The organism is Aminobacterium sp. UBA4987 (genome assembly GCF_002396985.1).
Lineage (GTDB): Bacteria > Synergistota > Synergistia > Synergistales > Aminobacteriaceae > Aminobacterium > Aminobacterium colombiense.
This window is the reverse complement of sequence record NZ_DGZF01000001.1, coordinates 138294-153018: the sequence shown is the minus strand read 5'-3', so window position 1 is coordinate 153018 and position 14725 is coordinate 138294. Positions and strand designations below refer to the sequence as shown.

General features: G+C 42.6%; 13 protein-coding genes. 9 read left to right on the top strand and 4 right to left on the bottom strand.

The features are described 5' to 3' along the window. Window positions 1-30: 30 nt before the first annotated feature. Both B2U56_RS00730 and B2U56_RS00725 read left to right on the top strand, forming a co-directional pair. Window positions 31-2187, top strand: coding sequence for a Tex family protein (locus B2U56_RS00730; RefSeq protein ID WP_286951570.1), 2157 nt, complete (start codon window positions 31-33; stop codon window positions 2185-2187). A gap of 16 nt (window positions 2188-2203) precedes the next feature. Beyond that, the gene (locus B2U56_RS00725) at window positions 2204-4819 is read left to right on the top strand and encodes an ABC transporter substrate binding protein (protein WP_286951569.1); all 2616 of its coding nucleotides are present in this window, start codon (window positions 2204-2206) and stop codon (window positions 4817-4819) included. Window positions 4820-4825: 6 nt separating this feature from the next. On the opposite strand, the gene B2U56_RS00720 is transcribed toward B2U56_RS00725, so the two are convergent. Then, window positions 4826-5293 carry a hypothetical protein gene (locus B2U56_RS00720; protein WP_286951567.1) on the bottom strand — a complete coding sequence of 156 codons (468 nt, stop codon included), beginning with the start codon at window positions 5291-5293 and terminating at the stop codon, window positions 4826-4828. A gap of 120 nt (window positions 5294-5413) precedes the next feature. After that, entirely contained in the window at window positions 5414-6787 is a 1374-nt protein-coding gene (locus B2U56_RS00715) for an HD domain-containing phosphohydrolase (RefSeq protein ID WP_286951566.1), read from the bottom strand. A 314-nt stretch (window positions 6788-7101) separates the two neighbouring features. Here B2U56_RS00715 and B2U56_RS00710 point away from each other — a divergent pair, with 314 nt between their 5' ends. Both B2U56_RS00710 and B2U56_RS00705 read left to right on the top strand, forming a co-directional pair. After that, window positions 7102-7266, top strand: coding sequence for a hypothetical protein (locus tag B2U56_RS00710; RefSeq protein ID WP_286951564.1), 165 nt, complete (start codon window positions 7102-7104; stop codon window positions 7264-7266). Beyond that, the gene (locus B2U56_RS00705) at window positions 7241-8338 is read left to right on the top strand and encodes a class I SAM-dependent RNA methyltransferase (protein ID WP_286951561.1); all 1098 of its coding nucleotides are present in this window, start codon (window positions 7241-7243) and stop codon (window positions 8336-8338) included. Before B2U56_RS00710 ends, B2U56_RS00705 begins: the two co-directional genes overlap by 26 nt. 129 nt (window positions 8339-8467) lie before the next feature. Here B2U56_RS00705 and B2U56_RS00700 read toward each other — a convergent pair whose 3' ends face one another. Beyond that, window positions 8468-8713: a hypothetical protein gene (locus tag B2U56_RS00700; RefSeq protein WP_286951558.1), complete on the bottom strand. Its 246-nt coding sequence runs from the start codon at window positions 8711-8713 to the stop codon at window positions 8468-8470. A gap of 210 nt (window positions 8714-8923) precedes the next feature. Between B2U56_RS00700 and B2U56_RS00695 the strand changes: the two genes are divergently transcribed. From B2U56_RS00695 to trpB, 3 genes are all read left to right on the top strand, one after another. Continuing rightward, the gene (locus tag B2U56_RS00695; RefSeq protein ID WP_286951556.1) at window positions 8924-10171 is read left to right on the top strand and encodes a phenylacetate--CoA ligase family protein; all 1248 of its coding nucleotides are present in this window, start codon (window positions 8924-8926) and stop codon (window positions 10169-10171) included. 25 nt (window positions 10172-10196) lie between these two features. Then, window positions 10197-10328: a hypothetical protein gene (locus B2U56_RS00690; protein ID WP_286951554.1), complete on the top strand. Its 132-nt coding sequence runs from the start codon at window positions 10197-10199 to the stop codon at window positions 10326-10328. Window positions 10329-10720: 392 nt separating this feature from the next. Next, window positions 10721-11899, top strand: a complete 1179-nt coding sequence (gene trpB, locus B2U56_RS00685) for a tryptophan synthase subunit beta (protein WP_013047929.1) — start codon at window positions 10721-10723, stop codon at window positions 11897-11899. Window positions 11900-11952: 53 nt separating this feature from the next. Here trpB and B2U56_RS00680 read toward each other — a convergent pair whose 3' ends face one another. Beyond that, complete coding sequence (locus B2U56_RS00680) at window positions 11953-12849, bottom strand: LysR substrate-binding domain-containing protein (protein ID WP_013047928.1); 897 nt, start codon at window positions 12847-12849, stop codon at window positions 11953-11955. A 130-nt stretch (window positions 12850-12979) separates the two neighbouring features. Between B2U56_RS00680 and B2U56_RS00675 the strand changes: the two genes are divergently transcribed. Beyond that, a complete protein-coding gene (locus tag B2U56_RS00675) occupies window positions 12980-13918 on the top strand; it encodes a YeiH family protein (protein WP_286951550.1) in 939 nt (312 codons plus the stop codon). A 386-nt stretch (window positions 13919-14304) separates the two neighbouring features. Continuing rightward, on the top strand, window positions 14305-14703 hold the full coding sequence (locus B2U56_RS00670) for a RidA family protein (RefSeq protein ID WP_286951548.1): 399 nt from the start codon (window positions 14305-14307) through the stop codon (window positions 14701-14703). The last annotated feature ends 22 nt before the right edge of the window (window positions 14704-14725 follow it).

Below are 14725 nucleotides of genomic sequence, written 5' to 3'. Positions count from 1 at the left end.
AAAAGATTAATCTAGGAGGTTTCATAGTACATGGTTCAGCAGAAACTCAACCTCGTTTTAGTTATTTCTACAGAAATGAAAATTTCCCACGCCCAAATTGAGGCCGTATTCTCCCTTTTTGATGAAGGATGCACAATACCATTTATTGCCAGATATCGAAAAGAGGCCACAGGCAGCCTTGACGAAGTTTCTATTGCCCGCATTCGAGACAGGCGGGAAGAGCTTTTAGAACTAGAGAAGCGCAGACTGGCCATTTTAAAATCTTTGGAAGATCGGGAAATTCTTACCGATGAACTTGCACAAGCAATAAACGATGCAGTAAATCTTACAACTTTAGAAGATACATACCTTCCCTATCGCCCTAAAAGGAAGACAAGGGCGAGCATGGCTCTGGAAAAGGGGCTTGCGCCCTTAGCGGAAAACATTATGGGCCAGGATGGCTGTAATCCTCGCCATGAGGCTAAAGCCTTCATCAATATTGAACAAGGGGTAGAGAACATAGAAGAAGCTCTTAAAGGAGCATTGGATATTATTGCCGAGAGGGTAAATGAAAACAGTGAGGCACGCAATATATGCCGCAGGATATTTGCAAGACATAGCTATATTACGTCTGCTCTTGTTTCTGAAAAGGAGAATGAGGCGGCAAAATATAAAGACTACTTCAGTTGGAGAGAGCGAGCGATACAGGCCCCGTCCCATCGAATTTTAGCTCTTTTCAGAGGAGAAAATGAGGGCATGCTTTCTCTTAAAATCCAGCCAGACGAAATGTTGTGTCTCTCAGCTCTAAAAAAGCTTTTTATAAAGACAAAGGGAGAAGAAGCCGATCTCTTTGAAGAAGCTATTACTGACGGTTATAAGCGACTTCTCTCCCCATCCATGGAAACAGAATTAAGAAACGCATTGAAAAAAAGAGCAGATGAAGAAGCTATCTCTGTCTTTGCCCAAAACATCCGCGAAATCCTTATGACACCGCCACTTGGATATAAAAACATACTTGCTGTTGATCCAGGTTTTAGAACAGGATGTAAAGTTGTCTGTCTAAACAGACAAGGAAGCCTTATCTTTACAGACACTATTTACCCTCACCCACCTATAAACAGACAGGAAGAGTCAGCTAAAAAGATTCGCGAGATAGTAAATAAGTTTTCTGTAGAAGCGATTGCTATAGGAAATGGAACGGCAGGAAGGGAAACAGAAACCTTTATAAAAACACTCAACCTCCCTCAGAATATAATTACCACTATGGTCAACGAAAGTGGAGCTTCAGTCTATTCAGCATCAGAAATAGCGCGCAAAGAATTTCCTGACCATGACGTGACTATACGGGGAGCTGTTTCTATAGGACGCCGCCTTATGGATCCTCTGGCAGAGCTTATTAAAATAGATCCCAGATCTCTTGGTGTGGGGCAATATCAGCACGATGTTGACCAAAAAGCCTTGAAACGCGCCCTTGATGATGCAGTGATGAGTTGTGTTAATGCTGTAGGAGTTGATATTAATACTGCCAGCCGAGAGTTGTTAACTTTTGTATCAGGAGTTGGTCCCCAACTTGCAGCCAATATAGTAAAATACAGAGAAGAGAACGGTCTTTTTAATACTCGCAACGATCTTAAAAAGGTCCCCCGCCTGGGGCCCAAATCTTTTCAGCAATGCGCTGGTTTTTTACGCATTCAAGGAGGAGTTAACCCACTGGACAGCAGCGCCGTTCACCCGGAAAACTATGCTCTGGTAAAAAACATGGCGTCAGATCTGAACACTACCGTTAAAGAACTTATGGGAAAAGCCGAAATACGCCAGCGCATTGACATTACTCGATACGTTAAAGGAGAGATAGGCCTTCCCACGTTAAAGGACATAATGGAGGAACTAGAAAAACCGGGACGGGATCCACGCTGTATTTTCGAAGAATTTTCTTTTGTTGATGGGATCACGGATATATCTCACTTAAAAAAAGGGATGGTGATTCCTGGAATTATTACTAATGTCACAGCCTTTGGAGCTTTTGTTGACATTGGAGTACATCAGGACGGGCTCATACATATCAGCGCTCTTTCAGATAAATATATTTCATCTCCTCATGCTGTGGTTTCGCCAGGACAACAAGTAAAAGTAATAGTGATGGACATAGACATGGATAGGAAAAGGATCTCTCTTTCAATGAAAAAAAGCGATCTAGAAGAAAAATAGCAAACCGGGGGATGCCATGGGAACGAGAAGGCGCATCATACTAAAAATATTTTTATTTATTATAGCGGGGTTGCTTATACTCCGCCCCAAAGATGTGTTTTCTTACGAACCTAAAGTTCCCCTTCTTATTCTTTTTTCCTATGATGAAAATAATAAGAGGACAGAATCTATTTCTCAGGGTATTTTATCCTCTTTGCAAAAAACTGACGTGCGGACAGAGCCCTTCATAGAATACCTAGATGTTCAACGTCTACCCGATCACACAATAAACAGATCGTTACAAGAACTTTATTTTATGAAATATTTCCCCTCACATCTCAGGGTCATTATTTGTGAGGGAGATCATGCCTTCCGTTTTTTAGTTCGTCAGGGGGCAGCTGTTTTTCCCACCGTTCCTGTTGTTTTCACTGGAGTTAGCGATGTCTCCATACTGCCCAACTCGCTGCGAAAACGTTTTACAGGTACAGTGCAGGCCGCTCCTTATAAAAAAATGGTTGAAATGATGACACGCCTCCATCCAGCTCTTCAGAAAATAGTCGTCATAGGAGACACATCCCTGACAGGAATCCAAAACATCAGCCAACTCTTGAACATAGCAAAAGAAAGAAAAGACTACGTAGAGATAATCTTGCTGACCTCTTTCCCCCAACAAGAGGTTAGCTCGTTTTTAGAATTGCAGGAACCTAGAAATACAGTCATACTCCTTACCTCCGCTCTATCTACCTCTGATGGATATTATCTAAGCCTCCCAGACACTATAAAAAGCATTCATCGTTCTGGAGATTTTGCCATATATACCAATGTTGCAGAGGCAGTGGAGCTCGATGGCATAATCGGAGGGGCAATCTATGCTGGAGAGCGACTTGGAAACATTGCTGCTGAAATAGCATTAGAAATAATAAAGGGAACACCACCTGAAATGATCCCTTTTAACGAAAACGAACCTGTCCAGTGGGTGTTTAATTATCATGAACTCAAAAAACACGGCATCTTATTAGAAAAACTACCTGCTGGAAGCCACGTTATGGAAGACCCTTACAAAGATGTGAGGGAGAATTTTCGTTTTATTATAACAAACGTTGCGGTGATCACAGTTCTTTTAGCACTAAGTATTTTGCTTCTGATTAAACTATACCGACGCCGCCAGATAAACAACGCTCTAAAGAGGGAGCAGAATTATCTCGGAGGCCTTATGGAAGGAGCCCCTGAAGGAATAATAGCCCTAGATGAGATGGGCCGCATTTTACGAGCTAATAACGAGTTCTGCCGCATGTTTGGTTATTCTAAGCACGAAGTGAAAGGTGCGGATCTCAACAAGATCATTTGCCTATCGAAAGGCCAATGTGAAGATGGCAAGTCTCTTTTGAAAAAGGCCCTGTCCTATCCCATAAAAGATATTTCTCGATATCGCAACAAAAGCGACGGCACATCTTTAGCCGTGTCTATCAGCGGCTTCCCTGTTATGTTCACAGGAAAGAAAAAGGAAGCTTTTCTTCTTTTCAGGGATATAACCCGTCAAAAAAACCAACAAAATGCCTTAGCCCAAAGATTTCATTTTGAAGCCCTGCTCTCCGCCATATCATCACGTCTTGTTTTCTCCGGCCCTTTTGAAAACACCTTAAAGGATGTTCTTCATGAAATTGGAACAAGGCTTGGACTTCTTGGGTGTGCCCTATATACCCCTCGAAAGGACAATTACGAATATAACTTGAAAAGCATGTGGCAATCTACAGACTTCGAATCAATTGAATTGCTAAAAGAGTCTCTCTCATTTCCCACCGAATTATTACAACAAGATCTTTTAGCGAACCCTGAGCCTTTGACTATAGAAAAGAGCGATAATGCTGATGGAAGAAAAATAAAGGTGACTTTCTTGCCTTTCTCTGCAGGGTTTAATAAGCCCGGGGTTCTTCTTCTGGCCCAAAGGAAGTCTTCTACCCCACAGCAACTTATTAATGATGCCAGCCTCAAGATACTGGCAGAAACAATAGGACGAGCCTTTGAACGCAAGCAACAGCAAGAAGATCTTTTAAGAACCATTCAACAATTAGAACAAACATTTCATTCCACTATTTCAACAATTGGGCGGGTTATAGAAATGAAGGACCATTCAACTTACGGCCATCAGAACAGAGTCGCTCAGCTTTGTCTGGCTATAGCAAAAAAAATGAAGCTCTCAGACTCAGCAAGAGAAGCCGTATACAATACAGCCCTCGTTCACGATCTGGGAAAGCTCTATATTCCTTCAGAGATACTAATTAAACCACAGTCTCTTTCGGCCATAGAATACAACATCGTCAAGCAACATTCTCGTTTTGGATATGAAGTTCTGCGAAATGTGCGTTTCCCATGGCCTGTGGCAGAAATAGTGTTACAACATCATGAACGCATTGATGGGACTGGTTATCCCAAGGGGTTAAAAAGCAGGGAAATTTTACAGGAAGCCAAAATCTTAGCTGTTGCGGATGTGGTGGAAGCAATGGTTTCTCCGCGACCTTACCGACCTGCGTATTCTATTGAAGAAGCCCTGGAAGAAATAAAAAAAGGGGCCGGCACTGCTTTTGACCCCTCTATCGTCACGTGTTGTGTTCATCTTTTCGAAAAAAATGAGTTTACTTTTCGTATTGACTAAAAATAATTAAAGTTTATTATAGGCTGCTTTCGCTTTGAAGGGGATGGATTTTTCTATAATTTCCATCCACTGCATATCGTGAAAGTTTACGCCAGCGGAAAAAATTTCGTGCCCGCCCATATCGTAATGCCGGGCAGCATATATGGCATAGGTATTATCTGTGCTATGAAATACATAGTCATATTCAGTGAAATAGAGTCTTTCGGCCTTGGCTTCATCAACTTCTGCCTCTGAGACAAGAGCTTGGGCCATCTTTTTTTTCTCCTGGGCTACTGCATAATAAACACGCAATGTAACCACGGGCATCCCCTCTACCTCATCAACCTTGACCATGTACCACCTAAGCTTGTTTTCGTCCGCTCCAAGGTCAACCCGAACATCTCTCGCCTCCGCCAAAAGAAGCTGAGCCATGAAAAGAATGCTGCCAACAAAGAGTATCCCTAGTAAAAAGAACCTTTTTTTAAATAGCGACACTTTCACCCCTCCTTTCTTTTACTCAATGCCGTTTAAGTTTATAATCTTGAAATGTTAAGGAAAACAAAGCAACAGTATTTATTATGTTGTAAGCCAGCTTTTTATTCTTATCTTTATATATTACTCATCAATAAAGCTAAATTCATTCTCTCTAAAAAGCTTCACGCAAGAATCTACCACAGTTTCATCTAGAGCAACACCCTTCAGTTTCTCTATCTCATCAAGAGCTGCATCGATGCCTAAAGCTGGACGATATGGACGATGGGAAGTCATGGCTTCAACGATGTCCGCCACACTAATGATCTTGGCAGGCAGTAAAATTTTGTCACCCTTCAAACCTCTGGGATATCCCGACCCATCAATGCGTTCATGATGCTGATGCACAATTTCAGCCAAAGGCCATGAAAGATCGATACGGCTCAAAATGGCGAAACCAATTTCTGAATGGGTCTGTACAAGTTCAAACTCTGCATCTGTCAGGGGCCCCGGTTTATTTAAGAGTTCCGATGGTATTTCCACCCTTCCAATATCATGGACAAGGGCCGCTTTTTCCAGGTTGTGAACCTCTTCTTTTTTTAGACCAAGTTTCACTGCTATGGCACAAGATAAAGAGGCCACCCTTTTCTGATGTCCCACTACAAAAGGGTCTTTCATTTCAGTAGTAATAGCCATAACCTCAATAGTTTGATCCCATGCCCGACTCATTTTGTGATAATTCAGGGACAGAGCTATTTCAGCTTCTTTGCGAGTTGTAACATTTTTTACAGCGCACTGGTAGTAAAGGGCTCGCCCATAGTCGTCTCTCAATACAGATGCCATTTCATTTACCCAGATAATATCGCCTTTACCAGTTAGAATTCGATATTCAAGTTCGTACTCTTCACGTCCGGCTTCTTCATAAAATCGAACCTGACGAATTATTTTTTCCCTGTCTTCCTCATAAATAATGCCAAGATAAGAATTCTCATTTCTTACCAATAATTCTGAGGTATAGCCCCATCGACTAACATTCTCTGAAGCATAAATAATAGGCCAGCCCTCATCAGCCTTCAAACGGAAAAAAACTACTGGGCTTTCTTTTACCACAGCAGAAGCATAAAGAAGCTGTTTTTCTCTCTCATTCTTCTGAGTTAAATCATAAAAAACAACATATATGCTTGCAACCTTTGAATTAAACAGAATGGGGAAAACAACTACACGACAAGGGAAAGTCGTTTCATCTTTCCTCATACACTGAACTTCAGAAAGCTCTATTTTTTCTCCTTTTTGAAGTTCTAAAATTGCCTGTTTCGCTCTATTTCGGGAATGGGGGGGAAATGCTAGATCTATGATAGATTTTCCTATAATCTCTTCTTCTTTTAAAGCGAATAACCTTTCAAAATAGGAATTGACCCTACACACATTTCCTGAAGGATCGACCAACACGGCCACATCTAGCGCATTATCGAATAAATACTGTAAATGCACCTTGTCTAAATCTTGTTTTATTTCCATTATTTTACTTCTTTCTCTAAATACCTTGCTGTCCATGACCAAGTTACGGTGGGATTCATTTTTATCTCCTTCTCTCGTGTATATTTAGGAGCGCCATCAAATATGCGTCAATCAGAAGAGCAAATTCTTGAGCATAGACTTTTTATTTATTTTTTTAAGTATACCATCACCCAAAAACAATAACTAGGAAATTCAACGAATTTTCATTTAGAAAGCCTTGTGAACTAGAGTTTATGAGGCTTTTATATCAAAATATGCTAACATCCAGCCAACCAATAATGGGCACTCATCTGGGCAAAAAAAGAGGGGTGCAAATGAGAAAACAAATAGCAAGATCGACAATAGAAGACACCCCGCCGCCATTCACGCTTACTAGAGAAGTCAAAAATGACAGCGAAATAAAAGGGACAAGCTATAATTATTCTGATTCAGAAAAAGAAAGAGGTCAAACCTATGAAAAAGCTTCCTATCGGTTGTAATGAAAAATGCAGAGCTTGTGCCCATCGATGGATGACCCATGAAGAAAGCGAGAAACAAAAAGAAGCCTGGTTAAAACAAAGCCTTCATCAATGGAGTCATCTTATTAACCCCATTCTTTCTCCTGCCCCAGAACAGCGCTGGGGATATCGAAATAAAGTGAGTCTTGCAGCTCAATGGAATTCTTCAGACTGGGTCTTCGGAATGAAGGTAAAAGACGAGATCATCTCGTTGAAGGAGTGTCCTATTCATTCTGAAAGGGTTCGCCTGACTCTCTCGTGGCTTGAGCAATACTTGCCCCCCTTCCCTCTTTTCCCACTTTCAATCTACGTACAGGCTGGCAGGCAAGGAACCCTTATTCTAAAAACTCACGAAACACCTGACCTCAACTGGTTAAAATACAAACAGGAGGCACTGGCTCAAATAGGACTGGAAGGATTGTGGCTCCATATGCATCCAAGTGCAGGGCGAAGGCTCTTCGGACGTGGACCCTGGCAGCTGCTTTGGGGAAAGCCTCGTTCATATAATGAACTGGGGGTTATATACGGGCCAACGGCCTTCCAGCAACTTATACCGGATCTATACATCCGTTCTCTTGACGAGGCTGAAGCTTTTCTTTCTCCAAAAGAAAATGAGGGGGTCATAGACCTTTATTGCGGCAGCGGAGCAAGTCTCAAACGATGGATTGGCAAAGGATGTAATGCAGTTGGAGTTGAAACATCTGCAGAGGCCATTGAAAGCGCTGGTATCAACGCTCCGGGAGCTCTCCTTTTGCGAGGAACATGCAGCCAACGAATACCTCAACTGGCTCAATGGATCGAAACCATAGAGGGCTATGAAAGGCTAGCCTACCTCAACCCACCTCGAACAGGTATAGAATCTGACGTTCGACAATGGCTCGCCTTAAAAGCGCGCCCTTCACGTATGGCCTATCTCTCATGCAGCGCAGGAACATTAGGCCGTGACCTTCTGTATATGGAAAAAGAAGGGTATAAAATAAAGCATATTACCCCTTACGACTTCTTTCCAAACACATACCATGTAGAAACTTTGGCATGTCTTTCTTTAAAGTAAAAAACACACCTCTGGCAGAACCCTCCAAATCCACAAACTAACCTGTATTTTCCGTTACGTTGGCCGAAACAGTCAGGGGATAGTGTCTGGTCGTAGAACTTTGCCGTCAGACTTCCCCATTTGAAAAATCTATCCGTCATGAATAACAACAACAGGGGTCGTCGCTAAGGTTCGGACATCTTCTATATCGTGAGTTACATGCAAAACTGTTATCCCCAGTTTTTTCTCAGGCTCATCATGCAGTTGCGCATTCTTTCCCCCCCCTTTCATATCAAGAGCACAGAACGGCTCATCTAAATGTAAAATTTGCGGCTCAATGACAAGGACTCGCGCTAAATTTGACTTCCCTCTCCCATCGTGATATAAGTGTTGCAAAATTTGGACAGCTTGGAGGCTATTAGGATGTTCTTAGATGTTATCGCTTCTTCCAACTGTTTCTTTGAGTATTATTACGCCAGCGAGGGACCCCACTGGAGGGCCAGCGCTTAGGCGTCTGTGGCCTTTACAGGGCCGGGTTCCCCTTCTTAGGGAGCCCGGCCCTTTTTTTATTTTTTATTCCCTAAAACTAGAAAGGTGGAGATTGTTATGGGTTCTCATGAACAGGCAACACTCTTAAGACTTCAAAATATGGTACATCGTGTCTGGAATGCACAAGGCTCTTACAGACAAAAAATGGAAGTGGCTGGGATTTCTCCAGATGACATTCAATCTATTGATGATTTTAAAAAACTGCCTTTTACTACAAAACAAGACCTCAGGGATTCTTATCCCTTAGGCATGCTCGCATGTCCACGCGAACAGGTAGTTCGGCTTCATGCATCCTCAGGTACTACAGGCAAACCTACCTTCGTTCCCTATACACAAAAAGATATTGATATCTGGAAAGAGTGTATGGCAGAATGTCTCGCCACAGCAGGAGTTGCCCCCAATGACGTATTTCAAATTATCCTCGGCTACGGTCTATTTACTGGAGCATTGGGGTTCCATTATGGGGCTGAAAAGCTGGGAGCTATGGTTATCCCATCGGGAGGAGGTTTCACAGATAGACAGCTTATGCTGATGGAAGACGCACATACAACAGTCTTTACAAGCACTCCATCTTATGCCCTCTACCTTGCAGAAAGAGTGGCAAAGGAAAGCTTAATATCCCGCCTTCATCTTCGTCTCGCTATCTTGGGTGGGGAAGCATGGACAGAAGATATGGGAAGTCAGATAGAAGAAATGCTCGGCGTTACCGTAATCAACTCATATGGCCTTTCTGAGATTTTAGGCCCGGGAGTTGCCATGGAATGTGGAGCGAAACGAGGCATGCACTTTAATGAAACCCATTTTTTCGCTGAAACTGTTAATGCTGAGAATGGTAAAGCCCTTCTTGATGGTGAGTTCGGAGAACTTGTCATCACTACCATGACAAAAGAAGCCTTTCCTTTAATCCGATACAGAACTCGCGACTTAACCTCTCTCATATCTGAGCCATGTCCTTGTGGCCGACACGGAAAAAGAATAGCCAGAGTGACTGGTCGTAATGATGACATGCTAATTATTCGCGGAGTAAATATTTTTCCTTCACAAGTAGAAGCGGCTTTGGCCGACGTTAAAGGCATTTCTCTTCATTATCGATTAGATGTGGATCACAAACAAGGCATGCCCGATTTAACTGTAGTATGCGAATCTGTCTCTCTTCTTTCAGCATCTGAGATGGAAAAGCTGAGAACAAGAACATCCCATTGCTTAAAAGAACATTTAGGAATTCGAGTGGACGTGCGCATAGAAGCCCCTGAAGCTCTCGGCAGAAACGAAGGCAAGGCTCTTCGAGTACTTCATGTAGCCTGATAAAAAATACAAGGAGGAACAAAACATGCTAAAAGAGGCAAGTACTGAAAAGAACATCCGTACAAGAAAGAACATTTATGATCCTCAAGAAAATGAATTTGACCTTGAGGGCCTCCCCTTTGCTTATGAAGATGCGTTGAACAATGAACGACGATAGCGGTTACTCCTATCGTTGGCCGCCCGATAAGCTGCCTTTAGCTTTTCGAGCGGCCTTTCTTGTTTTCAGCTCTAGCCCACCTACAATAACTACTTATTGCCCTCTTGACAAAAACACCTTCCAATTGGTATGGTTCACTCATGAAAAAATATGATGATAATCTCACCGGCTTAAATTTAACGGGTATATTCTGGTGGTGGCGCAGCTAGCGCCGCCGCAGGTTTGACCTGACCTTTCAGGGGCTGCGGGGCCTAAAACCCCCAGCCCCTTTTTCTTTACCTAGTTCAGTTACACTATTAACGAAAAGAAAAAGTGGGCTTCTCTCAACGTTGAGAGAAGCCCACTTTTTATAAACAGACCCATAAAACATACAGTTTAAGGAGGAATTACTCATGATACAAAAAAACAGAAAAGGATATTTTGGAGAGTACGGCGGCAGTTTCGTTCCGGAAGCACTTCAAGTACGCCTTGATGAGCTTGAGGAAGCATATGAAGAGGCAAAAAAAGATCCTTCGTTCAGCAATGAATTCATTACTGTTCTAAAGGAGTATGTGGGGAGGCCATCGGCCTTAACAGAGTGTAAGAATATCTCCCGTCACTTTGGAGGAGGCCGTCTGTTTCTTAAACGTGAAGATCTAAATCATACAGGGGCCCATAAAATCAACAATGCCTTAGGACAGGCTCTTCTAGCCCGCCGCATGGGTAAAAATGAACTCATAGCAGAAACAGGGGCTGGAATGCATGGCACCGCCAGTGCCACAGTGGCAGCCCTTATGGGAATGAAATGCACAGTCTATATGGGAGCCGTCGATGTAGCAAGACAGGCACCAAATGTGGCACGAATGAAAGTTCTCGGAACTGAAATAGTTGCCGTGCAGGATGGACAAAAGACTCTGAAAGAAGCAGTAGACGCTGCATTAAAAGCCTTTGCAGAACAGCCTGATACTTTTTATCTACTCGGTTCGGCAGTGGGACCCCATCCCTACCCCACTATGGTCCGTGATTTTCAAAGTATCATAGGCAAAGAAGCTCGCTCTCAATTCTTAGAGCGGGAACAAAAACTCCCGGATTACGCCATTGCCTGTGTTGGCGGAGGAAGCAACGCCATCGGGCTTTTCAGTGGATTCCTGGATGACTCTGAAGTTAAAATCATAGGAGTGGAACCTGCTGGAAAAGGCCTTGCTACTGGAGAACATGCCGCAACTCTTTCTGTTGGTCAGCCAAACATTATCCATGGTTTCAAAAGTTACGTCCTTTCAAAAGAAAACGGAGAACCAGCCGAAGTTTATTCCATATCGGCGGGCCTTGATTATCCAGGGGTCGGACCGGAGCATGCCTATCTTAAGGATATTGGACGGGTAGACTATAAATCTGTGACAGATGAAGAAGCTATCGATGCTTTCAAACTCCTCAGCAATAAGGAAGGAATTATTCCTGCCCTAGAAAGCTCTCATGCCCTTGCCTATGCATTTAAACTTCTTCCTGCATTGGCGAAAGACCAGACCGTGCTTGTAAACCTTTCTGGACGGGGAGATAAAGATATGGATACTGTACTACCTCTTTTAGTGTGAAAGAAACAGAAGCGGCGCCTTTTTTCCCTTCTATAAAAGGCGCCGCTTTTTCCTTACTTTACGGAGGCAAAAGAAAAGAGCCATTTCATCATATAGTTAAATAACCTGCTTCTATGTTCTTCAGGCAGCGAAATTATTCTGAACCACCGAGAAATCTCTATATCTGTTGGGATTTCAACAAGACTCCCCTCTCGCAATTCCTGTTCAACTGCCAAACGGGAAAGGCAGCTCATCCCCATACCAGCTTCCACCACTCGCTTAATGGCCTCGGTATGCCCAATCTCCTGCACATAGGGGAAACGCAAGTTTTTACTGGCAAGAAGTGCTTCGAAAGAGCTAAGCGTCCCAGACCCACGCTCTCTCAATACCCATTGCTCCTCTATCATTTCTGCCATTGGAACCATGGAGCGACAAGCAAAAGGATGTTCTGGAGATGCTATAACTACCAACACATCCTTAACCCACTCTTTTTCATCAAGATCCCTTTCTTCTACAATCCCTTCGACGAGACCGATATCAAGAATTCCTTCTCGCACAAGCTTGGCAATCTCTCGCGTGTTGCCTACATTTAATGTAATTCTTACCTGCGGATGTTCATCGCAGAATAATTTTAAGCGTGTGGGGAAAAAATAATTTCCTATAGTCGTACTGCACCCGATCATAAGTTCTCCCATAAGAGCTTTTTCCGTATTGTGAGCCATATCCACTAAATCTTTTACCGATGCTAAAATATTTTTTGCCTTTGGCAAGAGAGCACGCCCACGATCGTTGAGGATCAACCCTCTTCCCACTCTATGAAAAACAGATCCCCCGAGCGTTTTCTCTAGCTCTTTCAGTGACATACTCACAGCAGATTGTGTTAAAAAAAGCTTTTTGGATGCCGCTGTCATATTCTCAAACTGAGCAATATAAACAAATATTTCAAGCTGCCTCAACGTTACTGATTCCATTAAAGGCCTCCACCGTTATCAATTTTATTGATTGAAATTATCATAATAATAAGCTGGAATCAACAACCAATCATGGTTATAGTATTACACTGCATTGCAACAAATTTAAACAAAGGAGTTGTAAATTGTCATGATGGTCCTTCAGTCACCATTTTTCTGGATTGTAACCGGCCTCATTCTCACTTTTACTTTCAACTCTCCTGCCCTAGCCCTCTGCGTAGGCAGCATTATTGCTCTCATTTGGGGAAACCCTTTGAAGAATATAACGGGAAAACTTTCAAAATACTTACTTCAGCTCGCCGTCATCCTTTTGGGATTTGGGCTGCAACTCAATGTTATTCTAAAAGTAGGTTATACTTCCCTGGGAATCACATTTTTTAGTATTTCTACGACCATGTTGCTTGGATGGCTTCTTGGAAAACTCTACAAGGTAGAACATAATGTTTCTTTACTTATTAATAGTGGAACTGCCATATGCGGCGGAAGCGCAATCGCAGCCATGTCTCCCGTAATTGGCGCTTCTCAGGCCCAGACTGCCGTGGCTATGGCTGTTGTCTTTTTACTGAATGGAATTGCGTTACTGATCTTTCCCTATGCGGGACACTTTATGGAATTAAGCCAGACCGACTTTGGTATTTGGGCCGCCCTTGCTATCCACGATACAAGCAGTGTGGTTGGAGCTTCCGCCATCTATGGAACCGAAGCCCTGGTCATTGGAACAACGGTAAAACTTACTCGCGCTCTTTGGATTCTTCCCCTTTCATTTTTGGGAGCCAAACTCAACAAAAACCAGAGTAAGGCTACAATACCCTGGTTTCTTTTTGGTTTTCTGCTCGCAGCACTTATTCGTTCTCTCATGCCAGAAGCAGATGGATGCTGGAATATGCTGGCACTAGGAGGGAAAAAACTCATGGTGGGAACCCTTTTTTTTGTAGGCGCCGGATTAACAAAAGAAGACCTAAAAAAGATAGGTAAAGGTGCTTTGTTGAAAGCTGTTACTCTCTGGGTTCTCGTTTCGTTACTTTCTCTTACAGTAATAAAATTAGGTTTTATCCATCTTGGTCTCTAATTTCCAAATACATAAAAAGCCGGGCCAATCTGCCCGGCTTATTTTTTACATTTTCTCTGGATGTCCAAGAGCCAGTCCTAAAAAAAGCATTACCATGAAACTCGTAACTACAATGACTAATGACATAAAAACACCTCTTATACCCTATAAAATCACTACACTTAACACTTTACAAGGTATAGCCGTTCTTGTCAATACTTTTCTTTAAAAATGTTTATTTTTCCATACAATTTCTTGATGACTCCTCTTTGTGGTCTCTATTCAAATTTTAACAAACACCGCCCACATCGCCTTTTGACAGATTTTGCAATACATGCCAGGGCTATATAAACGTAAAAAAATTTTATAAAATGGGGGTACTTTTTAGCATAAAGGAGGAATGCACAATGAGACCTGTCCGTTTACATGCTCCGGATGCACCTGCACCAAAAGGTTTTTATTCTCCAGATGTTCGTATTGGCAACCTCATTTTCACAGCAGGGCAGCTTCCTTTAGACCCTAAAACAGGAGAATGCCTCAGAGGCTCTGTGGAAGAACAAACAGATTTAGTTATTCGCAACATAAAGGCCCTTCTCGAAACGAATGGCTCCTCCCTTGAGCATGTAGTGAAATCCACTATTTTCATACGCAGCACTGATCAATGGGACGCTGTAAACAAAGTATATTCTCGCTATTTTGAAAACACCACTCCACCAGCACGGGGTATTTACTGCGGCTTAGACATTAACTATGGGCTTGATATTGAAATGGAAGTCGTAGCGGCCATAGCGGAGCCAGAAGAATAAAAACCAATAAAAAGGGATAGGT